This is a genomic window from Prolixibacteraceae bacterium, assembly GCA_019720755.1.
In the GTDB taxonomy this organism is placed as follows: domain Bacteria; phylum Bacteroidota; class Bacteroidia; order Bacteroidales; family Prolixibacteraceae; genus Halosquirtibacter; species Halosquirtibacter laminarini.
Genome location: CP081303.1, coordinates 569,634 through 593,642, shown reverse-complemented (window position 1 = coordinate 593,642; position 24,009 = coordinate 569,634). Strand labels below are relative to the sequence as shown.

Here is a 24,009-nt window from a genome sequence, read left to right as displayed (position 1 = left end):
TTACTCCTTAACCCCGAAAAGTAATAAACTTAAGTGTGGCAGGTTTCCTGACTTACTTCAATATGATTTGCCTTCCCACTCATTTCAAACAGAGCAGTGGCCTTGGAATGAATCATATTTCTTATGAAGTTTACAGTAGCGGGTACTGTTCTAGATTTCCACTAGATTCCCTTTAATTTCATGAGTAGTGACCTCAAAAAAACACCAAGGGCAAATGTAATATTTTGTTTTAAAAAGAATAAATATATCCCACTAAAAAAATACCATCGAATCTGAATCTTCATAAAATATGATAAAATTTATTAGGCAGATCAAAAGGAAAGGTAAAAAAATAGAGCTATACAAGTGAATTATATCAAAGATCAGATAAAACACAAAAAGAAGAAACCAAACGTTTACCTCAATTAATAAAAACCTTTCAAGGAAACTGGCTCAACCAAACCTAGCAATTACAATATCACAACTAATTATCTTACTCATACAACCTAAATTTTAGAGAGATATTTGTCCCTCGCATAGAAATAAATTGCATAGAAACGATATTCATTCGTACTTCGGTTACATATAAATAACTCTTTGGTTACTGTTTGGTTACCCTTAGAGTAACCAAACAGTAACTGAAGGGTAACCAAAGGGTAAACGAAGTACGAATGAAAGCAGGTAATACAACACTCTATGGAGGATTGAAAATTGGTAGGTACTGCCCCAGAAAAGTATGTAAAATCTATTATCAAAATGTAGTCGAAGATACCAAGAAAATCGATAGACTTTTTTAATATTCCAACTCAAGTGACAAGGAATGACATGAACCATATAGGATCAACGAAGACATTTGATACATAAAGATATAAAATTCTCCAATGAGGGAAATAAATCTTGTTTCTTATCTATAATGAAAATTGTAACATAGTCAAAAGCATTGTCTAAATCCTAAACTTTTAAATCTTATAAGTACAAAAGCATCAAGAGAAAGTTTTACTACTTATAAAGAAAGTATTTAAATCATTTGCTATATAAATTACAAAACCAGGTACCATAAAGCATTAATATACACAAGATTAACCCACCAACAGACTAGTCACTAAAAGAGCATATTCTAGATGAATACAACTTGGTAGGGTGTGGATTTAGATACAATGCATAATTGAAAGTATAAACTAAAGAAAATAAAAAAGGAGATAGTCTTCGAAAAGACCATCTCCTTAATATCTAAAACAGATAAGATTTGTAAGACTAAATTGAGATCTTAGTCTTTCTTACTTATCCACATTTTTGCAGTGATAAACTGACCTGCTTTGTATCCGTACACACTCTGCTGTCTTTGAATTGCAGCTTCAACATTTGTTGAATTCACAGTACGCTCACTATTAGGATAATCTAGGCGACGTGGTCTGTTACCCTCTGTATCTCCTCCATCATGAGATTCAACACTCTTGAATTCAGTTGTAGGGAATACACTTGGATCATACGAAGTAGGAGTAGAAATAGCTTCTAAACCAGCAACTGTAATGTCCTCTTTGTCATAAACTGGTAGATCAATTGTTCCTCTGGTTTCACCTACTTCATTATATGGAATATTGGTTGTGGCAGCATCCCCATTAGTAGTATAGTTTAAGTTCGTTCTGTTCCATAGAGCAAACGCCTCGTAACCATTAATTACCAAAGATTTCCATCTCTCAATCTGAATTGTTTGGACTGAAGCTTCTGTGATTTTTGCCAAATAATCTTCAGTAAGTTGACCATAAGAACGAGTATCACCAGTAGACTGAGCATACAATGACATATACTTACCTGGTGTTCCATCATTTACAGGATCTAAAGTAATAGGATATTTCTCAAGAGCCAAACGATCTGCTTTCTTTAGAAGAGTCAAAGCATCCCCTTCACCAATACCCCACTTAGCTTTCGCTTCAGCAAGAATGAAATATGTTTCATCTCCACCGAAAATAATTGTTGGGGCGGTGCGAGATCCAATAGAACCAGGATTCATTCCACAAAGGATTTGGTATTGGATAGAATCCGCATCGAGCTTTGCTTTACCTGTAGAAGGATCAATATCAAAGTCACTCTCGCTAATAAAGTAAGAAGCAAAAACAGTTGATTGTTTCTCTCCATCTTTCACGATGTATTGACCTCTAAAACCTTCTGACTGGTTTGCACCACGTGCAGTTACAAAAGAAACAGGCTTCCATGCTTCCCCAGGACGTGCAGCTTCTTCAAATGGGTTAAAATATGTCTGTCCTGTCCATGCTACATAATCTCCTGATTTATTTTGCATAAGTTGAGCCCCAACATAAAATAAGCGAGGATCTTCCATTTGCTGAGCTCTATGAAGATACTCATCTCCAAGATAAGAGTAAGCAAATCCACCAGTCTTACCATTGATAGCAGAACCTGAACCATTCTCATGAGATCCCCAAGGACCACCAACAGAGGAATGAGTAATCATTGCTGCATCATTTTTCACATCTAACGTTTCAATGAAACCGACAGTGTTACTAACTGCTTCTTCAACAACACCTCTAGCCCATGGCTCGTCAGCTGATGATGCACGCATACCAATACGTAATAACATCGAGTTTGCTAATTTAGCCCATGCATGTGAACGCTCTACACTTCCAAGATGTCCATAAATAATGTCCCCCGTAGCATCGAATGTTACAGATTCTGTCTCCATCAAGATATTTCTACTTTCTTTTAACTCCTTCACGAAATCCTTGTAGATATCCTCTTGTTTGTCGTACACAGGATAGAAAACACGATCATCATAACCATGACCTCCTTCGAAATAAGGAATATCCCCATACATATCAGTCAAACGTTGGAAACAGATCACTTGGAAAATACGTCCTTCAGCAATTTTTGCATCGTAAGAACCATCAGTGTTCGCAGCTTCCATTTTATTCAACATATCACGGACATTTTTAATCGCCCCTGTATACATTGATCCCCACTTTGCAGACGCAAAACTGTTAGAGGTAGAATATCCTTCACCAGAAGTATAAGCATCTTGCATCACACCAGAGAGAGGTCCTGACATAATTAAATTACCTCTCCACTCTTCAGCTCCACCACCAGCATAACTCAACTGTATTCCGACAAACTGATAACCAGGATCAATTGTATTAGAAGTGTTGGGATTACTATTGATCGATTCAAAATCATTGGTACACGATGATAGTAATCCAACAACCATCGCAATTATATATATACTTAATCTTTTCATCTTGTTGTTAGAATTTAATATTTAAATTGAAACCGAAGCTTGCTGGAAGAGCCATATTTCCAGACTCAATACCACCACCACCATTACTAATAGAGTAAGCAGCTTGTGGATCAATATTATCAGTTGCTTTGTAAATGTACCCTAAGTTTTTACCGAAAACGCCCAAGTTAATTCCACGGATATAATTAATATTCGTGAACCATTTTGATGGTAAGTTATACATCACACTTAACTCCTTTACAGAGATGTAAGATGCGTCATAGATAAACTGTTCGTCTACACTTGAAACTGCACCGTAGAAATCTTGAGGATCTGCAGTAGTTCCTTTCCCGTTCAATTCAGATGGATACCAAACTTCACCAGGAACATATTCGCTACGCTCTAAAGTAGCTTTATGCTTACCTGAAGAGTATGCAGAAGCTTCAGTAGAAGAGTAAACATCACCACCAAACTTCGCATCTAGCACTAGATTTAATGTAAATCCTTTGTATGTAACAGAGTTTACCCATCCAAACATAATGTCATGAACTCCATTACCAAGAGCTGAGTAGTCAGAGGAAGCAACAGGAAGACCATTTTGGTCTAGATAAATTGAACCATCCTCATTTCTTTGGTATGTTGTACCGATAATTGTTCCATACTCATAACCAGGAGAAGCAATAGTTGAAACACCACCACCATTCATCAAAATAAGCTGATCTACATCAGGAGCCAATTCAACAACCTCATTCTTATTAAATGAGAAGTTCAAAGTTGTATTCCATGTTACATCTTTTGTTTGAACTGGAGTAGCATATAGTTGCACCTCAACCCCCTTATTTCGTATAGATCCAGAGTTTACTAAAGCAGAATTGTAACCTGATGCATCAGAAACTTGAACTGGCACTATTTGATCTACTGCCAAAGAGTTGTAATATGTAAAATCAACACCTAATCTATTCGAAAAGAACTTAACTTCTGTACCAACTTCCCAAGATGTCATTGTAGAAGGTTTCAAGTTCGCATTAGGTATTTCACCACTATTAATAGAACCTGAAGGAATTCCTGCACCACCCCAACCTGGATGTGAGTTAGAATCAAGTCCGTATTGAAGCGCTAATTTATAAGGATCTGTATCCGATCCAACCTGAGCCCATGAACCACGTAGTTTCGCAAATGATATAAATTCAGGTAGTTCAAAAGCATCAGAAACAACGAACGATGTACTTACAGAAGGATAAAAATATGAATTGTTTGCTTCTGGAAGTGTTGATGAGTAGTCATTACGTGCACTCAAATCCAAATAAAGGAAGCTATTATAACGCAATTGAGCTGTTGCATAGATAGAGTTAATTCTCTGGTGAGAATATCCAGTATATGCAGTGTTATTCTGCCCTTTGTTCGGTACCTGTAGGTTTGGATCTGCAAACGAGTCAGAATTAATACCAATTTGTTCGTATTCTTTATCCCAACGAGATGTACCTAAATTTACTGTCAAACCAAACTTCTCAGTAAAGTCTTTGTCATAAGTAACCAAAGCATCGATATTCGTTTCAATGTTTTTATTCTTCTCCATATTTGCCTTACCATTCTCATAATAAGGAGTTCCTATTGGATACAAAGCTTCTGCATTGTAATAAGTAAGGTCACTTCCATAACGTACTTGAGCACTCAAATCATCAGTAAAGTTAAACTTTGCTGAGACCATCGAGATCAGACGATCTTTATCGTAATTGTTCTCCACCTCATTAAGTGTCCAATATGGGTTATTGTTATTTAAACCAATTCCAACAGGACGACCTGTAACTGGATCTTTATAATTCTGTAATTGATTCAAAGAAACATTATTTGGAACGCCCATCAATTGTGATGTAGGGTTAAAAGCAGAATTACCTATTTGAGAAGCATCTGACTTCTCATTTGCATAAGACATTTTAGCATTCAACTCCAACTTATCATCAAAAGCTTTTGCTCCACCATTCAAACTAATCGCATTTCGCTCATAAGTTGTTTCTGGAACTAGACCATCATTAGATGTATTACTATATGAGAATCTAATGTTTGAATTCTCTCCGTTATTCGTTACAGAGACAGAATTGGTCCAAGTAGTACCATTCTCATAAAAATTATTCTCATTGTCATAGAAGCGATAATCAGAATTTTGTCCCTGATAATCTACATATTTACTTTGGTTTGCGTAACTGTTACCCCACATGGAAGTATTATCATTGGCTTCATCCATAGTAGAAGGTGCAACACCATAACCATCTTGCTCGTAACGACCTTGACCATAAACATCTTGCCAGTTATTATAAACACGAGCCTTATCTAAAGTGAAGTTTGAGTTAAACTCTACTTGAGTACCTTTAGATCCTTTTCCTGACTTTGTTGTAATCAAAACAACCCCGTTCATCGCACGTGTTCCATAAAGTGCAGTTGCAGAAGCACCTTTTAGAACAGAAATATTTTCAATATCATCCGCTGAAATACCTGAAAGACCATTACCAGAGTCAATACCTCCGTTATCTTTATCATCGGCATTCGAAAATTGATTGTTTGCAATAGGGACACCATCTACAACATATAGAGGTTGGTTACTTCCACTTAGATTCGCATTACCACGAATAATTACAGAGGAAGAGCTACCAGCTCCCTGTCCTGTTTGACTAACTTGTACACCTGCCAAACGACCAGACAAAGAACTCATTACGTTCGCATCTTTAGCAGAAGCATAAGCCTCATCTCCTACTTCAGCAGCAGCATAACCTAAAGATTTTTTTTCTCTCTTAATACCCAAAGCGGTAACAACAACATCATCTAGTTGCTCTGTATCTGCTTCAAGAACAAAATTCAATACATCTTGACCTGAATAAGCAACTTCTTGACTCTTAAGACCAATAAATTGAACGATAACTGTACCATTAGAATGTTCTGCAGGGATTCTCAATTTATAGTTACCATCAAAATCGGTAACTGTACCAATTGAGGTACCTTTAACCATTACTGTTGCACCAGGAATAGGTAAACCATCCTGATCAGACTTTACATTACCAGTAAGAGTTTTTTCTTGTGCAAAAAGAGTTGTTACACTCATTAATAACGCAAACACAAGAGAAAACTTTCTTAACCATTGGAATTGGTGATTCTTCTTCATCTTTTTGTTGTTAGTAATATGATAATAAAACTTCATTCTCTACTCGCCCTAAAAAGCGGGGTCTAAATCGCTTTATAAAACGCTCTTGACAAACCTATCTGAAATGCTAACAAATTCTTAGTTTTTCATCTCAACGATGGTACTACTAGAAGAAAATCGATATATACAATAGGTTACAAGTTTCTATAACACACTATCTAATTGCAGATTAGACTAAGCATGTTCTAAAACATCATATTAACACATTACTGAAGAAAAAAGTTCATAGAACACTACATACCAAGGGTATATTAACAAACAAGAAGTATTATACAACCAAAGAAGACAATAATTAACAATCATTAGTACAACCAACACTTTGTATAGATATATTATATACGAACTTATATTTTATTTGAACAAGACAAAAAAAACAAATAAATAGAATGACTATTCTAAGAAAATGAAAGACAACGAGCTTAACACTTTAACCATATAGATACAATTAGAACAAATTCCATTAACATTACAAAAACTAAAAAGCTTCGGTCATATTAAAGTAAATAAGCGTATTCCCAACAACAGGATCGTGACCAATATCCATTCTAAAATTCATTCTAGGTTGCACCTCTATTCGAAGACCAACACCATAATTAGGAAGCCATCCTTCAACATCCCATGGAGATGGACCAAGCATACCTAAACCACCCCAAGCAGCAAAACCAACTTTATGTAGCATTTTAGTAACAAAATTATGTGGAGTAACATTTAGCATATGACGATACTCACACACCAAGGCGCTAGCAGAATTATCTCTAAACTGTCCCTTGTAATAACCTCTTAAATCAAAAGGAGAACCCACAGAAGCATATTGTGTAAAAGGAACGTCTCCAGAAGCATATGTTGACTTAACTAACCATGCCAAAGCAGACCTATCTCCAAATTTGGGCAACTTAAGGTATTGGCTATACTGAAAGTCGGTTACATTAAAGGTAAAGTCACTGCCAAATATGTTCGCATATTCAATAAATTGGAAGTTAAAATAGATACCACTATATGCATTAGATGGAACATCCCTAGTATCGTAGCTTAAACTAAAACCCAAACCTGAAGTCAAGAAGTCGACCCCTTCTGGTGTTCCTCCGTCTTCAATATAATAGGGATCATCCTGAACTCCTTGAGAAGGCTCAGTAATATTATTCTTTCTTAAATCCCAAATAGGGCCTAAAAAGAAATCACTATTCTTTAATCTAAAAAGGACAATAGGATTAAATTGGAAAAGTTGACTACTGTAAGATGTAGTGGAATCAGATCGAACGATATTCTTATTGACATCATAACCCACACCATAATAGTTATCCATATTATTAATGTAACTATACCTTCCTAAAATCCTTATTTTATCTTCATTGATATACAATTGAGGTCGTAAAAGCAAGTTGATACCTCCATTGAATAGAAAAGCAAATGCAAATGGAACAACAGAACGATTACTAATAGTATCTGTTGGATCTATTTTAAATGTAAAAAGGGCACTTCCTCCAATTAATGCACCGAAGTCTGGCGTATAACCTGGACCTCCAAGAATACTAAATCTAAGATTCTTTTCTTTCACTTCAACACTATCACTTCGACTTTCCTTTGTTCTCTTCTTTTGAGCATAAGCAGTAGAGAAGGTAAGAAGTAATATAAATATTAGTACTCGTTTAATTGCCATTTGATTCTTGTATTTGAATAATTTATAATATAGAACAATACGAGAAAGAAAATAGTTTAATAGTATCGCAAATAGAGCTCGAAAGGTAGGCCACAAAACGAATGCAAATTACATACCACATAATAATAAATAGAGTTCATGTAAATAAAAACATCTATAATTAATCGAATCATAGACTAAATAATTCTACGAACACAAAGAGAAGGGGCACACTTCAAAAACACCACTCTGTATGGAAAGGAAATATAGTGTATTTATAAAATAATATACTTGTACATCTAAGAATACAACAGACAAAAGTTAATAGGGAAAATTGCCAATACTTAGATGGAGTTATCTAGTTGCTAAACCTACTACAAGGGTAATAAAGGAATAAGATACTTCAGTTCGTTACTAGAATACGAATGATTACAATGGATAACGGAGTGGTTATTTCTATAGAAGGATAAGGCCGAAAAGGATTGAAATAGTAATTTAGGGAGAATATCAAATAGAGAGAAATATGTTATTCGGGACGTATATATCGTTAAAAAGGTCGTTCACTAAAATATATTGAAAGCCCATTCAGTGTGGACTAAATACTGACCGATCTAAAAAGAATTAAGATAGAATAGTTGTATGAAACAACCATACAGTTCACAAATGGTACGAAATAAAAAAGCCTAAGTCTAGAAGACTTAGGCTTAAATAAGAGGTGATCCAGGCGGGACTCGAACCCACAACCCTCAGCTTAGAAGGCTGATGCTCTATCCAGTTGAGCTACTAGACCAATCCTAGTAATTTTTCTTTAGTGTGATCCAGGCGGGACTCGAACCCACAACCCTCAGCTTAGAAGGCTGATGCTCTATCCAGTTGAGCTACTAGACCAAAACTAAAATACATATAAAAGAGTGATCCAGGCGGGACTCGAACCCACAACCCTCAGCTTAGAAGGCTGATGCTCTATCCAGTTGAGCTACTAGACCATTTCTTTAATGCGATGCAAATCTATGTATTTTGATCGAAGTTCCAAAAAAAATAACACTAAAAAAACAGCAATATCTTCGGTTTAACGGCTATAATTTTAATCTTCAAGAAGATAAAAAATAAAAAAAATATAGGAAAAGGCTTTACTCCTCCTATATCTCTCAATTTTTTACTTCAAGCTTTCTAAAATTGTGACAATTTCTTCATCAGAAATATCAACGGGAACAATCATATCAGGCTTTTTAAAGTATATTTTATGATCTTTTTGGAAACGCATCTTTCCTCCTCCTGTAATGTTCAACATGATCACAGCATCTTTATTTAGATTAGGAACAAAATCAATTAAAGTTGCCAAGGCAATTGCAGATGCAGGTTCAATATCGATACCCTCTAATTTCTCAAACAAATCACCCGCTTCTTTTCCAGCATTATTAGATGCAGTTAAAACATCACCATTAGTTGCCTTTAAAGCATCATATAACCCTCCTATTAGTCCATAAGGTGGTTTTCTATTTGATAGAACTTTTGCATCAATCTCTTCCACTTGTTTACGAGCCTCATCATCATCAAGAGGCAACATAGCACGTGAATCAGCATCCCAAGCAAGCTTTATTGGAATAAATGGTTCATTTTGTGAAACCATCAACTTCATCTCATTTTGACCAAAACGTCCATCTTCTTTAAAACGTTGTACAGCTTCCCATGCTGCAATAGCACCAGTACCACTACCTACAGCTTGAAAATAGTATTCAGGAATCTCTCCAATTGTAGTAACAGCAGAATAAACCGTCGTTGCCATACCATCTCTTCTTGCTACATTTTTTGCACCTCCTTCAGCATAATATTCAGGCATTGAGCAAGCAACATTTGAGATATGGATTGCATCATAATAATCACCTCCAGAAGCAGCAGCAACAACCTTTACACATTCATCAAGTTCATGATCGAAATATAAAGCATCGATATTATCCTGAGGTATACACAATAACAATGGTACTTTATTTTCAGAACAAACATTCGCAAAAGCTCTTGCTGTATTGCCTGCAGAAGCAACAACTAACGTTTTACGTTTAGGCTCTGTACCACGAGCATTTACACAGTAAGCCTCACACTCCTTAAAAGACCCACTCTTCATATCGCCTCCTCTTTCGGGCCAGTAACCACTAAAAGTAATATAAAGGTTTGTTAGACCTAAGTGTGCTGCTAAAGCTTCACTCTTATAAGTAAAAGGAGAACCCGCACCTGGAAGTGTTTTTTGAATTGGTAACCAATCAGAGAACTTATAGAGCCCAGGATGGTTATTATGAATAGTTAATTGTTTTTCTTTGTAAACAGCTTGGATTAGAGATGGGCCACAACTACAATCAGAATCTAGCACCCAATCCTGATCCTCAAAATGCTTATCACAGCAAAGAGATTTTAATTGATATTGAGTTTTTTTAAAATCAACCATTACAGATTTTTTTTCTATTTAGAGCACAAAAATAATCCTTTTTACAGGAAGGATATAATAAATTGAGAATAATTAAATGTAAAGAATTAACGTTTATAGAATTATATAATGTACAGAAAAAGATTAAAGCTATTGATATATAAGGCAAGATATCGCCTTCTTCTATATGCACTATTAATTGTAGTGTTTGGAGATCTACTAATTCCGAATCAAAATGCTGAATACGTTTCATACCTTGGACCAATAGGTCTCTTGTGTATTGTGTTTGCAGGTTGGAATTTGGTCCATCGAAACAAAAGAAAAAATATTATCTACGCAACTCTGCTAATAATACTAACTATATCGGAAATTGTAGACACCTTTAGCCCAATAGAGGAACTAACCATTATCAAACAGGTGGTATATGTTGCCTTTTTTGTCACCTTTTCATTAGAACTGTTTCACCAGATTAAATCAGCAAATAAAGTTACTTCATCAATATTAACCGCAGTACTCTGTGGGTTAATAATTATCGGAATCGCTGGGGGAATAGGTGCAACAACAATTGAATACCTCAGACCTGGTTCATTTGTTGGTCTAAATGAGTCAACCAAAATAATAGACCTACAATACTATAGTTTTATCACACTCACTACTGTAGGCTATGGTGATATTACTCCAATTACTGTCTATGCAAAGAAGTTTACAATTCTTATTACTTTGGTTGGAAATTTCTACTCTATCGTTATTATTGGAATTATTATTGGGAAATATACCTCCTCAGGCAAATAGACACTCAACGAAAAAGGGGAATAGTTTAAAAACCATTCCCCTTTTTTGTGTTCCACAAAGCTCTATTTTATTTGAATAGATCCTGCATAGATTAAAGAATAATCATGCTTAATATCAGCAGTTCTAACAATATTTCTCAATGTAAACTTTGCTTGATATTCAGTCTTTTTTCCATCGACTTCAACCACAATTGGTTTTGATGGATCAATCATTGAAGGAGTATAGTTGATATGAAGAACAGGAAAAGTATTCTCTTTCACAATAAAAGTATTTCCTTTCTTAACCACATCTGCAATATTTCCAGCTTTACTTTGCTTGATATCTGTAGACAACCAATAAGAAGCATGGTGTTTTACATCATCTTGAACCCAAACCACTCTGTTGGGATTGATATTTCTTTTAAACTGCACCATCCAATCTAATGCCAAGCTATCCTTATGATCCATCCAGTGACCTTTACCAGGTACAACCTCAACTAAATGCTCATAGCCATTTGGGTCCTTTGCACGAAGACTATCTAAAGCAATCTTCCAATTTCGAGCAATATCGTTTCTATGATATGCTGCATCGTTAGCACCCATAAACAGTGCAAAAGGAAGATTTCTAAGCCCAATAGGAGTTACCTCATTGGGATGCCCTGCATTCATGTCAGCAGCAGCTAAACGATCAGCAAAACGTGGTGCCAATTGATATACACCATCGCCACCAGCTGAATAACCTGTTATATAAACTTTATTTACATCTACACCATCAAAAAGAATATAGCTACGAATTATCTTTTCTAGAAGTGTATCCACATGAGATTGGTGCCACATATTCCATGCATCTACAGCAGCACGAGGTGCAACATAGACAGCGTTCTTCATATTATTATACAAACGTATCTGATTTCTCCACTGTTGGTCATTGGCTTCTTTGGTTGTAGAACCTCCACCATGCAATGAAATTATAAGGCTTCTATCATTCTTGTCTGGCCCAAAGTAACGTACCTTAATAGGCATAGTATACTTATCATATTTATAAGATTTCGCTTCCCACTCTTCCTTTAAATCAGATCGATCTATTGCATCAATATAATCCATATAAAGTTTTGAAGCTTTTGAAACATCTACTGCACTTAAAGATTCATCTAACACAGGGGTTAAACTAGATAAATCCTTCGCGGCTATGCCTTCTTGTAAAGTGGAAACAACATTAGATGATTCAGTGGAGTTTGAACATGAACTCCAAATAAAAGCAACCATCAAGAGCCCGCAGGCTCTTTTGATTGTCTTTGCTTTAATATAACTCATTTTATTTTATCTCTTTAATTTTTTGTATCGTCTTAATTACTTGCTCTCCAACACCAATTTGATATCCATGAGACTGATAAACAACATTACCTTTTTTATCTACAACAAACACAGCTGGAAGACGTCCATTAGACTTAGTAGTTAAAGACGACTCAAATTTATCTAATATTGCACTATCAATACCGTAGATTGCATGAGAAGGGATCGGGAAAGGTTTGCGTTCGAATGATGAAGTTAATTTATCCTTAGGGATTAAGAACATCATAGGAACACCTTCTTTTTCGAATTTCTTCTTTAGAATCTTAACATCTCCCATAAAGTGTTTTGTAGGTTCTCTATCTGGATCCAACCAAGCAATTACAGAAACCTTACCTTTAACTACTTTTTGTAGAGAAACTTTTTTAACATCTGAAGATGGATAAGAATCAATTGTTCCAGACAACTGAACAGATCCTAAAATAGGAAGTGGTTTACTGTCTTTTCGTACAGAGATAGAAACACGAGTTGTTTGCCCCTTCTTAACCTCAAAAAATGAAAGACGAGTTAATACCGATCCATCTTTTAATCGATTTCCAGAAGTAACCATATATTTACCAACAGGGACTGATACTTCTATAGGCTTTTTAGATAAAGAGACCCCCTCTGGGAAATCCTTTACCGCCTTTCCTTGATCAAATGCAAGGGTTCTGTATACACCATTATTGTATTTCGCAATAGTAAACTGTGAATAGTATTTAAGAGATTGAGATGGATTGTCATTTACAAGTTCCACTTTACCCTTCATAGGTAATTTAGCTTTTGGCTCAAAGCGCACATCATTCCACTTTCCTTCGCTATAATACTGAGGTTGCTTAGTGGCAGGCTCTAGTCGGGCAGGAAAACCTAATGATCTAGAAGCCGCAACAAAAAATATTGCCCTACTTCTCTTATCTACTCTCTTTAGTTCTAAAGAACCCAATGGAGATAATGGCACACGGAAAACATTATTAACCGTATCAAGAGTCATCTCCTTACGTATCCATAACACAAGTTTCTTTGGAGAATTAACAGCAGTTAATTTTTCACGAAGCCCTAACTTGTAGTTACTTAGTAATTCTCTCTCTACACGAGGATTAAGCACATAATTAACCCAAAAGTCTTGATCTGGACAAATCTTAGAATCAAATTCCAAGGTATTACTCATATGAGAAACAAAAATATCTTTTGGTGTATCTTGAAGATCTTTGAAAGAGACAGCATGGTATAGCTTCATAAGATTAGCACGTTTTGAGGCAGGCGTTTCATGAAGCAAACTTAAGATTACATGTCCATTTCCACGTGCTGCAACAAGAATCTTTTTAAGATCATCAGAATCAACACCTAACCCTTTAGCTTCTTCTCGTATATTCGCAGTATGACTAGCAAATGTTTTTTCATATGCACCACGAATCTTATCTTCTTGAGCCAGACGTTGACTATTCTCTTGCTTTTGTTTTTTGGTTACCTCAGAAACACGTTGGATATTTTCGATAGGTGGAACCATATCAAAATCTACATGATCAGAAACCATCACTTCAGGATCGAAAACGACAGTATGTGTACCGCCTGAAGCTGTAATTTTTTTCAATGTATATCCTTTATTTGAATATACCCATAACAAAACATCACCCAAACCGGTCTTTATATGCAACTCGCCATGTTTATCGGTCTTTCTCTTCATGATAGGATAAATCTCTGCATAATTGTACAAAGAAATACCAACACTGATATTAGAAACAGGCTGTCCCGCAGTATCAACTACTTTTATAGTATTGTCTGCAACAACAGCATAATTCTCAGTTACATTAAGCAGCGAAGTTAAACCATCTTTTGAAACATAAGAAGGAGCATCTTGCATCAAACCAAAAGTTCTAGCATTCATCAAGATACCACGGCTTGCAGGACCTTCAAACCACCCCATATTGAACTCTGGTGCAGGCTCACATGCACCAGTAAAATACCATTTCCCTTCAATACAAACTTCAACCCATGCATGATTATCATCACTATGAGCCCATCTTGGAGTGTAGACTTGACGAGCAGGAATACCTACAGCTCTGTATGCCTCAACAGCAAAAACAGATTCCTCTCCACAACGACCATAAGCATTCTTTACAGATGATAATGGTGAAAAGGTTCGTGCATCAGTCACATGGTACGTTACTTTTTCATGACACCAATGGTTAACCTCTAAGGCTGCGTCATGCATATTCATTCCCTTAACACGATCTTTTAATTCATTAAAAAAAACCTCTCTATGGTTATCTAAGTTTTCATTATTATTTCTGAAAGGAAGTACATAATGACGGAAATTTTCTTCAGAAATCTGTTTTCCCCATGGAAAATAATCTCTAATAACAAAAGCCAAATGAACATTCTTATAAAAGAAATCTCCACTATAATCAGCAATATCATTTAATGGCATATAAGCATAAATGAATTTTAAAGCTTCTTTCTCATCATTTGATATTGTGTCAGATTGAAACACTGACATCAAAGCATCACCCCTCTTCTCAAAAATTGGTATTCTAGATTGAAATTGAGTCTCTACTTTAGATTCATAGTTCCTGTCAGTAATAAAAGAACCATCCTCTTTATTTGAACAACTCCACAATGTTGCACATATCAGGAGTGTAAATATTAAATATCTCATATTTAGCTATATCGTTTATTTTTTCTCTTGCCAAACTCTACCATCCCATTGAATAACCATACATTTATCACTAGAGTAAACATATGAAGCTTCCCAACGGTTCTTACCATTCGATATAATCTCAATTTTAGCTAATTGGTCATCATTAAAAGTAGTTCCAAGACCTAAAGACTTTGCACTAGTAGCAGGTTTACCAAATTTATTGATATACTTTTTTTGCTGATAGTACACCTGTCTCATCATCCATTTAACCTGATCGACTCCATTATCTTTAAAAACAACTGAACCGGAGGTTTTATTTGAGAATTGAACTAACCCCCATGTCTCTGGTTGATGCATCGCAATCACGCCTTGTGCAGACCAAACCCAATTATGTTCAGGGAAAGTTTTTTCCGTTTGAGGATTAATTGATTTAGAATACGAACCATCTTTATTCTTGTCGACATCCCAATTCACTCTAGAGAAATTCACTTTCCATATCTCATCAATCTTAGGAATACCATTATGTATATTTGCTTCCTCCAAATCACTCCATGGCAAAGCAACCTCTACAGTCCACTTTTTATCAGTGTCTTTAGAATTATTAAGGGTTCCATAAACCTTAACAGCACTTTTAATCCCGCGAATAGTCCATGTATCAAGAACTAAATTTCCTGGATCTCTATAAGGCTTAGTCAACATCAGGTCCCACTGGGTATTAAGTGCATTCATCTCATATTCATAATAATGATGTGTATCTCCATCAGGATCAATAAAAATCTCAATATCATTATCTTTGAATATCACCGCATCTCGATGCTTTAATGTTGCCCAAATATCTGACTCCTCTAACTCAAATGCAAAGTAAAAATATTGGTCATCCCAAAGCATTTTAGCTTTGGTTGGATAAATCGGTTTAGGTTGTTTATCCCCCTCAATATCCACAAAAAGGTTTGTCCAAGGAGCACTCTCCCATGCAGCATCTTTCAAATCACCATCAATTCGGATTGAAGAAGTTGCTTTTAAAGCAACATATTTCTCAGGCACATAGTGACTCTCTTTTACATCATTCAAAGACGGTTCATTTGAACCTTCCTCTTTAGTGACACAAGAAAAGAGTAATGCTAAGGAAGCAACACATAGTGTCTGCTTAATTAGTTTCATAAGCTCAATTATTTTATAGTTGTGTATTTACTTAATTTCAATATTATTTCCACTCTTTATTCGGTTCAGGCCCCATCTCAAAGTGTAAAACCCCTCCATCCATAATTTTATTATGAGAAATAAAAGGTTTAGTTAACAGGACACCATTCCACATTACGCTTTGAATATAAATATTCGAATCGCTAACTTCAGGGGCATCAATTACCAATTTTTTTCCCTTTGGTAAAGTTATCTCAAAATGAGACATCCAAGGGGAGGTGATTGCGTAGTTACCATCTGCAGGATTGACAGGATATATCCCCATTGCACTCATCATCAACCATGCAGACATCTGTCCACAATCTTCATTACCACAATAACCATCAGGTTTATCAAAATATTGTGATTCAATAATCCTACGGGTTAGAGCTTGAGTCTTCCAAGGCTCTCCAACATAGTTATATAAATAAGCAACATGATGACTTGGCTCATTTCCATGAGCATACTGTCCAATCATTCCAGTCGAGAAAATAGGCAATTTATCGTCTTTTGTAGGGTAAAAAGAAAACATGGAATCTAATTTACAAACAAATGGTTCTTTACCACCAATTGCATCTACTAAACCATTAATATTTTGAGGAACAAACCAAACATACTGCCACGCATTGCTTTCACAAAAATCATTTGTATACTCCTTAGCAATAAATGGTTTAACAAAATCTCCATCAATAGTCTTAGCCCTCATGAAAGTAGAACGTGTATCATAAACATTTCTCCAATTTTCAGCTCTCTTAGAAAAATATACATAATCAGCCTCTTTATTTAAAGCTTTAGCAAATTGAGCAATACACCAATCGTCATAAGCATACTCTAAAGTTTTAGATACTGACCAATTTTCATGCCCTTTATTAAAAGCAATATACCCTTTCTTCTTGTATTCATCAATCTGACGCTCATCAACCATTGCACTAGCTTTACATGCTTCGTAAGCAAGATTTGGATCAAATCCTTTGAATCCTTTAAAGTATGCATCCACTATCACAGGCACAGCATGATATCCAATCATCATGTTTGTTTCTTCTCCCGCTAAAGACCAAACAGGAAGTCTTCCACTTTGTTTATAATGATCCAACATCGAAAGAACAAAATCATTTACTCTTTCAGATTCAATGATTGTAAACAAAGGATGTGCTGTTCTAAAAGTATCCCACAAAGAGAATGTGTCATAATGAATATCTCCAGAAGATTGTGTGATCTGACCTCCAACACCTTTATATTTACCATCCACATCGCTATAAATTGTTGGAGCCAATAAAAGGTGGTAGTAATTTGAATAGAAGATTCTTTTCTGGTGATTTGTTCCGGATACTTTCACCTTAGACAGCTCTTTCTCCCACTTATTCTGTGTGGCAGTCAGTATCTGATTAAAATTTTTCCCAGAAGCTTCAGCTTTAAGGTTCTTTTTAGCTCCATTAATAGAAACACTTGACAAAGCCACTTTAAGTTCAACCTCATCTTTCTCTGAGAACTGATAATGCAGAACAATCTTTGAAGCAATACCTTGAGTCGAGGCCGATTGAACATTCTTATCTCCTTGAGATAAACTAACTCTAACAGCTGGTTTACTCAACTTTACAACAAAATAAACTTTTTGATCCCTTGCCCAACCTTTAGAGAATCGATAACCCTCAATTGTCTGCTTGTCCACGACACGTATATAACTGTCAGTTACTGCATCCCAATTCATAGCAAAACCTAAATCAATTGCAATACGGCTATCCTCATCTTTAGGAAAAGTATATCGATGCACTCCAACACGATCTGTTGCGGTCAATTCTGCTTTGATTCCAGAACTTTTTAATAGTACACTATAATAACCTGGAGATGCATTCTCGTCACTATGATCAAACTTCGAATAAGGACGATAAGTATTATCAACAAGAGACTCTGTGAATCGACTATTGTATGGCATAACAAGTATATCATAAAGATCACCAGCACCTGTTCCTGTTAGATGTGTATGAGAAAAACCAGCAATAGTAGAATCTGGATAAAAATAACCTGCTATTCGATCCCATCCAGGCAATCCATTATCTGGACTAAGTTGAACCATACCAAAAGGAGTAGTTGCTCCAGGATAAGTATTCCCAGGACCATCAGTTCCCATAAAAACATTTACGTAGTCTATCGTTCTACTTTTATTATTATCGTTTTGTTGTTGATTACACGAAGAAAAGATTCCTACAAAAACCGATAAAACAATTATTAGTTTAAAGTTATTCATACTGAATATATTATTTGACCTTATGACATCATAAATATACTAAACATCACAAAACTATGATGCAAGACTTTCATCAAATATATCAATATATCGAAACTTTGCAATATCACACAACAACATATAGATCAATACAATACAACTCTATGTAGCAATATTATTTAGATTCAAAGGAGAAATTAATACCATTAAAAACAACAAAAAAATGGTATAAAACATATTTAAACAGGATATAATCAAGAAAAAAAGGAAAAAACAAATCAATCAGTTCTTAAAAGTTTACCAAAAAATAAATAGACTTACAAAAAAGATAATTTTAAAAAAAAGATTCAACAATCAAATTTCATGCAAATAAAACCAATGGAAAAAGCAATAGTTGGACAGAAGACACCATTTCTACCTTCATAAACAATCCACACAAGAAGAATCCCAATAATCCAATCAAATCATTCTTAAATTGATGACGACATGCGAATCAATAATAGTAAATATGGGGTATTAGATAAACAGAACTCACAAATATATTAATTCATGAACAGAGAAGAAGCCACATTTTTAAAAACAAAAAGGTCAGCTCTTGGACGTAAGCTGACCTTTCTAACTTGTGGACTGAATCATTTCATTTGGACTTATGTTTACAAAGGTAACAATTAATATCAAATCACCAAATGTAATAGTAAAAACAAGTACGACTTTATAGATACAATACATCCAAAACAACTATGACAATTAATCCTCACGCACCCCGAACGACAACACAAAATCCCTGAACAACAGATCATTAACATCTTTATCCCCTGAAGATGTTTGATAAAAAATAGATATTGTCTTTATCGCAGAATTAAAAACAATAATTCTACCACTTATTGTACCATTCTTTGATATGACATTATAATGACACTCACGACTCTTATATCCCAAGAAGGTGGAATAGGCTATTTCAGAAAATTGCACATTAGCATACTTATACTCCTTACTTTCAAGCATATGAGACTTATGAGAATCCAATGTCACATCTAAATCCATAAAATAATCTAACCATACAACAGAGATCAACCCACTACTCATTTTGTTTTCTGTAGCCATGGAGAAATAATATGCATTTTTCGCCACTTGATCATCATACAAGACATTCCAATCTGGAGAAATTGTAAAAGAGACACCATCTCTTATATAAAAAATATTACCATCCTTATCAGCATTTAACCGATTCTCTGTAGAAATAAGTGTATCATTAACGACGGCACAATCAGGAGTACAAAAACAAAATCCAGTGTGAGTTGTTAAGAAACTCACTAAAAACACTAGAATAAATATTATTCTTTTCATATAATAAACTCAATTTAAAATTACAGATCAATAACTAAGGATACTCCAAGATGATCAAAACCATTACTATTAAAAGAACTCGTAACGTATATATCAAACAGGAACAGTAACTCAGTAAAAGCATAAGAAGCTTCATAATACTGCTCTCTTGGAGTATATATCACGCCACAAGATATCTCCTCTCTCGATAAAGAACTAGATAAAAAAGGCAAATATTTTAATAAAAGATAGGGGGTTCGATATATAAACTTACTTTTCAGGTAGGAATCATTGGATGCAAATGAATAACCATCTGCATTGTAAAAAGAGAAATACTGATTATCTAACCTCAATGGAACAGGTTGAATCTCGTAATTAAAGTATCGAGACAAATGTAACATTTCAGTATCTCCAAACATTTTTCCTCCATTAAGATCAAATCGAATCCAAGAAGAAGGAGATGTCTTAATCTTTTGATAAACGTTAAACTCTAAACTATGTACGTTATAGTTATTGACTGGAGAAAATATGTAATTATACGAAGCAGTCAAATATGGAGGATAGACTCTCAATGTCCGATATTGTGATTGGTTTTTATTATCAAGAAAATTCATAAAAACACCAAACTTAGTCCCTACTTCTATAAAATCTTGCGATTCATACGATTTGGATGTAATATAATAACCATCAGAAATATTACTATCAAAATGTTTTCCAAATGGATTCGATTCAATACTATTAATTACTTGTTCTAGTTGATTATACTTTACATGTATGGTATTCCGCCACTTTGATTTAGAAAAAGTATAATGTGATAACATATAGGATCTATCACGATAATATTTCTTATAATTCTTCCCGAAGAAAAAGGAAGTGATTGAGTTGGTTAGGGGATTAATAGTATAACGATTAAAATCTCTCGTTACTTCTCCTCCTTCAAAGTTTAAACTACTATTATCTGTATAATTTAGTTTCATCTTTAAGTTCCAATCAATTTTGTCTAATCCGAAACTATAACCAATCATAGGTTTAATAACGAACTGCTCTTGTTTTTCTTTAAGTATTGCAAACTCACTAGTTAAATGATAAGCAAATTGATCGACAGGGTTGTAAACTAAAGAAGAGATACTGATCATATTGGGTGATTTCACTCTAAACAATGAGTCATTTTTATAGTAAGTTGTCCCTGAAAGAAAATCATATGACTTTTTCAGAAAACTATTGTTCGAATTAGACACCAAATCCCCGACTCTATCCCCTTTAAATTCGGGAATATTCTTTGCTTTTTGCAAGCTATTCTCTTCTCTAGAAGTCAAAGGAACCGAACGAAAGCTATCTAACGGCATTGTTTGATAAGAGGAAATATCAAACGACCGAGCAGCAATAAGTTCAGCATGGTCCCTCTTCTGTATAGGGGAGTGAACAACAGACGAACTTTCAATTTTAGCTATACTTTGAGAACTCTTGTTTTCAATATTAAGATCTCTTTCATTCTTTTGGGGCACATCTAGTTCAGAAGAATTATCTACATCAGCGACAGTAACATTCTCTTCTTTAGGATGATAAATCTTATTTAAAGAGACATCTAGATAACGAATATTTGCAACATATTTCACGTCACCTTTTATCCCTAACGCCCCACCCTCAAAACTATAATGGTGATCAACAGGAAGCCAAACATTATTTTTAATTTCATGAAAATTCTGCTTCATCTGAACCACTCCCACTGGAGTGTCAAAAGATAAATCTAAACTATGAATACACCAAAGACCATCCACTATGTAAACTTTTCCTGAATATAGCTGCTTACTTGACTTACGTGGTATAACTTTAACAATATTAACAGAATAATCTCCTTCATAAAAAAAACCTTCATAACGAAAACGATAATGCCTAAAAGCCGATGGTGAAAAAGGAGAGATCATTATCTCAATAGAAGGCTGATAGATACTTGCACCTAAAAATTCTTTAATTGGCAACTCAAAGTCCATCGGAAGACTACTTTTATGCTGAATCACCTTCTGCTTATACGAGTCTGGGGCATTAAATATAACCTGACGATAAGATTCATCAACAAACACATCCCCCTTTTTTATTTTTATCCCCTCTCTTTTTTTTATTTGATAAGACATCAATTTTGAAACTTTCGAAAATGAAACTGTTCCTCTTAAGTATATATTTGCCTTATAAAAATTAATTTCAGTCAAGTGTTTCTCTCTAAGACCAATCGTCTTTCTCATAATATCATAAGCAGGATCTTCTCCATTTATTACAGAAACCTCCGATATCTGAACCTTTTCTTCATCCAATACAACAAAAATTGAATCATTTTGTGAGGGTGAAATTACAATCGTTTTAGATTTATACCCTAAACACCTTATTAAAGCTTTATAACGTTTTTTTGAGGGTAGAGAAAGAATAAATTGACCATCAATATTGGTTGTAGTACCCTGATTAATAGAGCTGACATATATCGTAGCGTAAGGTATTGATTCTCCAGAACTACTCTTCAGTAATCCCTTCACATCAAATGCAAATAATGAAATAAGACTTGATAAAAAAATGCAACATAGGAAAAGGTATCTCATCGTATTTTATTTTATAAATCAAACAACAAGATAGTACATTATGTTTGCATCATTGTGGCACAAATGTATAAACGATATAACCCGACTGCCTATTCGAGGAAGTTGTTGATGGGTCAAATGTACTACTCTTGGCAGCCTCTAAAGCATACTTAACTAAAGAGGGATCATCATAAGAAGACTTCGCATTATTCAAATTTGCAGAAATAACACTCCCTCTTCTATTTACAATAATATCAACAAAAACCTTACCACCATTCTCCGCTAAATAAATAGGTATCGGCAAGTGGGTATGAAAACGCCCTTCTAAAGAGTAATGAATATTACTTTTACCAACGAAAACGGTCTTCTTTCGATCCCTCTTAGAAGCATTATCCACCTTCTTTTTAGGAACACTTTTACTAGCAATAGATTCAGACGGAACATTATTCTTTTGAAGTTGTTTATTCACTCTATTCATCAACTTCTCCGCTTCAGCAATCTCATCTTGATAAGATTGATCAAAGAAAGGGTCATCAGTAGTTGATTCTGAAAGGTGTGAATCATTTACGGCTGCTGAAGATTTAACCTCTGGTTTGCTTAAGTACTTCGCTTTTGGGTTCTCTTTTGGCTTTTCAATTGGTTCAGGAACCGATTCAACCAATACGATATCATTAGAATCTACTTCATAACGAACTTCAAACTTTTGAGTCATAGCAAAGGCTAAGAATAAAATATGAAATATCAATGTAAAGATGATCCCATTAATATTGTCCCTATAAATCTTCAAAAAAGAGTGCATATTCAAAATCCGTATATCTAAATTTAATGATACCCCAAAAATAACATACATAAGTGAATATACTAAAGACAATAGATATTTTGTCAAAAGTCACGCAACATAACAAGTATAATTTACAACATTTATATACACAAAGTTGTATTTATTATGAAACCCGATTGTAAAATCATATAAAGTTATCTGATAATGGAAAAATATATATCCCCTAAAGTAATAAAACAGATTATCTACAGAACTGAAGATATACAAACACAGTTGATTATTTTCTTCATTTACAATTATGGAATGCGTCCAATAGACATCCTAAAATTATCAAGACGCAATTTTATCATCAAAGATCAAAAGATTAGAATTCAATTTCAAAGAATTAAAACTGCAACAAATCACGTTTTCAAAATACCTGACTATTTTGTACAGACAATTTATAAACACATCGTTAAGAGAAAAGATAATGAACCACTATTTAAAGGAACGAACAAAAAAAGAATGACAGAGGTAACATTAGAGAATAGACTTTTCCAAGAAACGTTAAAACAAAATAAAAATCTTGCTTCCGAAACATTATGGAATAGTCATCTCTACTGGGTGTTTAGAAAACGATATACTCTAGAAGAAGCAATCAAAGAGTATAACATTACCAAGAACTCAAAGGCTTGGAAAATATGGGATGATGCAAATTGTGAAAAATGTAGTTATCCAAGACTTTTAGATATATAAAAAACTT

General features: G+C 34.6%; 13 protein-coding genes, 3 tRNA genes and 1 riboswitch. Of the genes, 2 read left to right on the top strand and 14 right to left on the bottom strand.

Annotation, left to right across the window (positions count from 1 at the left end; translation table 11 throughout):
- Positions 1-19 precede the first annotated feature (19 nt).
- Positions 20-224, bottom strand: a riboswitch (cobalamin riboswitch).
- A gap of 1,022 nt (positions 225-1,246) precedes the next feature.
- The 7 genes from K4L44_02390 to K4L44_02360 form a co-directional block, all read right to left on the bottom strand.
- The gene (locus tag K4L44_02390; GenBank protein QZE14728.1) at positions 1,247-3,226 is read right to left on the bottom strand and encodes a SusD/RagB family nutrient-binding outer membrane lipoprotein; all 1,980 of its coding nucleotides are present in this window, start codon (positions 3,224-3,226) and stop codon (positions 1,247-1,249) included.
- A 7-nt stretch (positions 3,227-3,233) separates the two neighbouring features.
- Positions 3,234-6,359, bottom strand: a complete 3,126-nt coding sequence (locus K4L44_02385) for a SusC/RagA family TonB-linked outer membrane protein (protein QZE14727.1) — start codon at positions 6,357-6,359, stop codon at positions 3,234-3,236.
- Positions 6,360-6,873: 514 nt separating this feature from the next.
- Positions 6,874-8,055, bottom strand: coding sequence for an outer membrane protein assembly factor (locus K4L44_02380; protein ID QZE14726.1), 1,182 nt, complete (start codon positions 8,053-8,055; stop codon positions 6,874-6,876).
- A gap of 695 nt (positions 8,056-8,750) precedes the next feature.
- Positions 8,751-8,824 (bottom strand) — tRNA-Arg (locus K4L44_02375).
- 24 nt (positions 8,825-8,848) lie between these two features.
- Positions 8,849-8,922 (bottom strand) — tRNA-Arg (locus K4L44_02370).
- 24 nt (positions 8,923-8,946) lie between these two features.
- A tRNA-Arg gene (locus tag K4L44_02365) sits at positions 8,947-9,020 on the bottom strand.
- 170 nt (positions 9,021-9,190) lie between these two features.
- Positions 9,191-10,474, bottom strand: coding sequence for a cysteate synthase (locus tag K4L44_02360; protein ID QZE14725.1), 1,284 nt, complete (start codon positions 10,472-10,474; stop codon positions 9,191-9,193).
- 108 nt (positions 10,475-10,582) lie between these two features.
- Between K4L44_02360 and K4L44_02355 the strand changes: the two genes are divergently transcribed.
- Positions 10,583-11,245: a potassium channel family protein gene (locus K4L44_02355; protein QZE14724.1), complete on the top strand. Its 663-nt coding sequence runs from the start codon at positions 10,583-10,585 to the stop codon at positions 11,243-11,245.
- A gap of 62 nt (positions 11,246-11,307) precedes the next feature.
- On the opposite strand, the gene K4L44_02350 is transcribed toward K4L44_02355, so the two are convergent.
- The 7 genes from K4L44_02350 to K4L44_02320 form a co-directional block, all read right to left on the bottom strand.
- Positions 11,308-12,537, bottom strand: a complete 1,230-nt coding sequence (locus K4L44_02350; GenBank protein ID QZE14723.1) for a hypothetical protein — start codon at positions 12,535-12,537, stop codon at positions 11,308-11,310.
- Between the two features lies 1 nt (position 12,538).
- The gene (locus K4L44_02345) at positions 12,539-15,208 is read right to left on the bottom strand and encodes a redoxin domain-containing protein (protein ID QZE14722.1); all 2,670 of its coding nucleotides are present in this window, start codon (positions 15,206-15,208) and stop codon (positions 12,539-12,541) included.
- 15 nt (positions 15,209-15,223) lie between these two features.
- The gene (locus K4L44_02340; GenBank protein QZE14721.1) at positions 15,224-16,351 is read right to left on the bottom strand and encodes a carbohydrate-binding family 9-like protein; all 1,128 of its coding nucleotides are present in this window, start codon (positions 16,349-16,351) and stop codon (positions 15,224-15,226) included.
- A gap of 43 nt (positions 16,352-16,394) precedes the next feature.
- The gene (locus tag K4L44_02335) at positions 16,395-18,614 is read right to left on the bottom strand and encodes a GH92 family glycosyl hydrolase (GenBank protein QZE14720.1); all 2,220 of its coding nucleotides are present in this window, start codon (positions 18,612-18,614) and stop codon (positions 16,395-16,397) included.
- Positions 18,615-19,340: 726 nt separating this feature from the next.
- Complete coding sequence (locus tag K4L44_02330; protein ID QZE14719.1) at positions 19,341-19,940, bottom strand: hypothetical protein; 600 nt, start codon at positions 19,938-19,940, stop codon at positions 19,341-19,343.
- A gap of 20 nt (positions 19,941-19,960) precedes the next feature.
- Positions 19,961-22,507, bottom strand: a complete 2,547-nt coding sequence (locus tag K4L44_02325; GenBank protein ID QZE14718.1) for a DUF5686 and carboxypeptidase regulatory-like domain-containing protein — start codon at positions 22,505-22,507, stop codon at positions 19,961-19,963.
- 49 nt (positions 22,508-22,556) lie between these two features.
- Positions 22,557-23,273: a hypothetical protein gene (locus K4L44_02320; protein ID QZE14717.1), complete on the bottom strand. Its 717-nt coding sequence runs from the start codon at positions 23,271-23,273 to the stop codon at positions 22,557-22,559.
- A 198-nt stretch (positions 23,274-23,471) separates the two neighbouring features.
- Between K4L44_02320 and K4L44_02315 the strand changes: the two genes are divergently transcribed.
- Positions 23,472-24,002 carry a tyrosine-type recombinase/integrase gene (locus K4L44_02315; protein QZE14716.1) on the top strand — a complete coding sequence of 177 codons (531 nt, stop codon included), beginning with the start codon at positions 23,472-23,474 and terminating at the stop codon, positions 24,000-24,002.
- Positions 24,003-24,009 lie beyond the last annotated feature (7 nt).

Bases quoted from the DNA above. Each gene is read 5' to 3' on its own strand.
- K4L44_02390 (QZE14728.1), bottom strand. From the start codon at position 3,226: ATGAAAAGATTAAGTATATATATAATTGCGATGGTTGTTGGATTACTA.
- K4L44_02385 (QZE14727.1), bottom strand. From the start codon at position 6,359: ATGAAGAAGAATCACCAATTCCAATGGTTAAGAAAGTTTTCTCTTGTG.
- K4L44_02380 (QZE14726.1), bottom strand. From the start codon at position 8,055: ATGGCAATTAAACGAGTACTAATATTTATATTACTTCTTACCTTCTCT.
- K4L44_02360 (QZE14725.1), bottom strand. From the start codon at position 10,474: ATGGTTGATTTTAAAAAAACTCAATATCAATTAAAATCTCTTTGCTGT.
- K4L44_02355 (QZE14724.1), top strand. From the start codon at position 10,583: ATGTACAGAAAAAGATTAAAGCTATTGATATATAAGGCAAGATATCGC.
- K4L44_02350 (QZE14723.1), bottom strand. From the start codon at position 12,537: ATGAGTTATATTAAAGCAAAGACAATCAAAAGAGCCTGCGGGCTCTTG.
- K4L44_02345 (QZE14722.1), bottom strand. From the start codon at position 15,208: ATGAGATATTTAATATTTACACTCCTGATATGTGCAACATTGTGGAGT.
- K4L44_02340 (QZE14721.1), bottom strand. From the start codon at position 16,351: ATGAAACTAATTAAGCAGACACTATGTGTTGCTTCCTTAGCATTACTC.
- K4L44_02335 (QZE14720.1), bottom strand. From the start codon at position 18,614: ATGAATAACTTTAAACTAATAATTGTTTTATCGGTTTTTGTAGGAATC.
- K4L44_02330 (QZE14719.1), bottom strand. From the start codon at position 19,940: ATGAAAAGAATAATATTTATTCTAGTGTTTTTAGTGAGTTTCTTAACA.
- K4L44_02325 (QZE14718.1), bottom strand. From the start codon at position 22,507: ATGAGATACCTTTTCCTATGTTGCATTTTTTTATCAAGTCTTATTTCA.
- K4L44_02315 (QZE14716.1), top strand. From the start codon at position 23,472: ATGGAAAAATATATATCCCCTAAAGTAATAAAACAGATTATCTACAGA.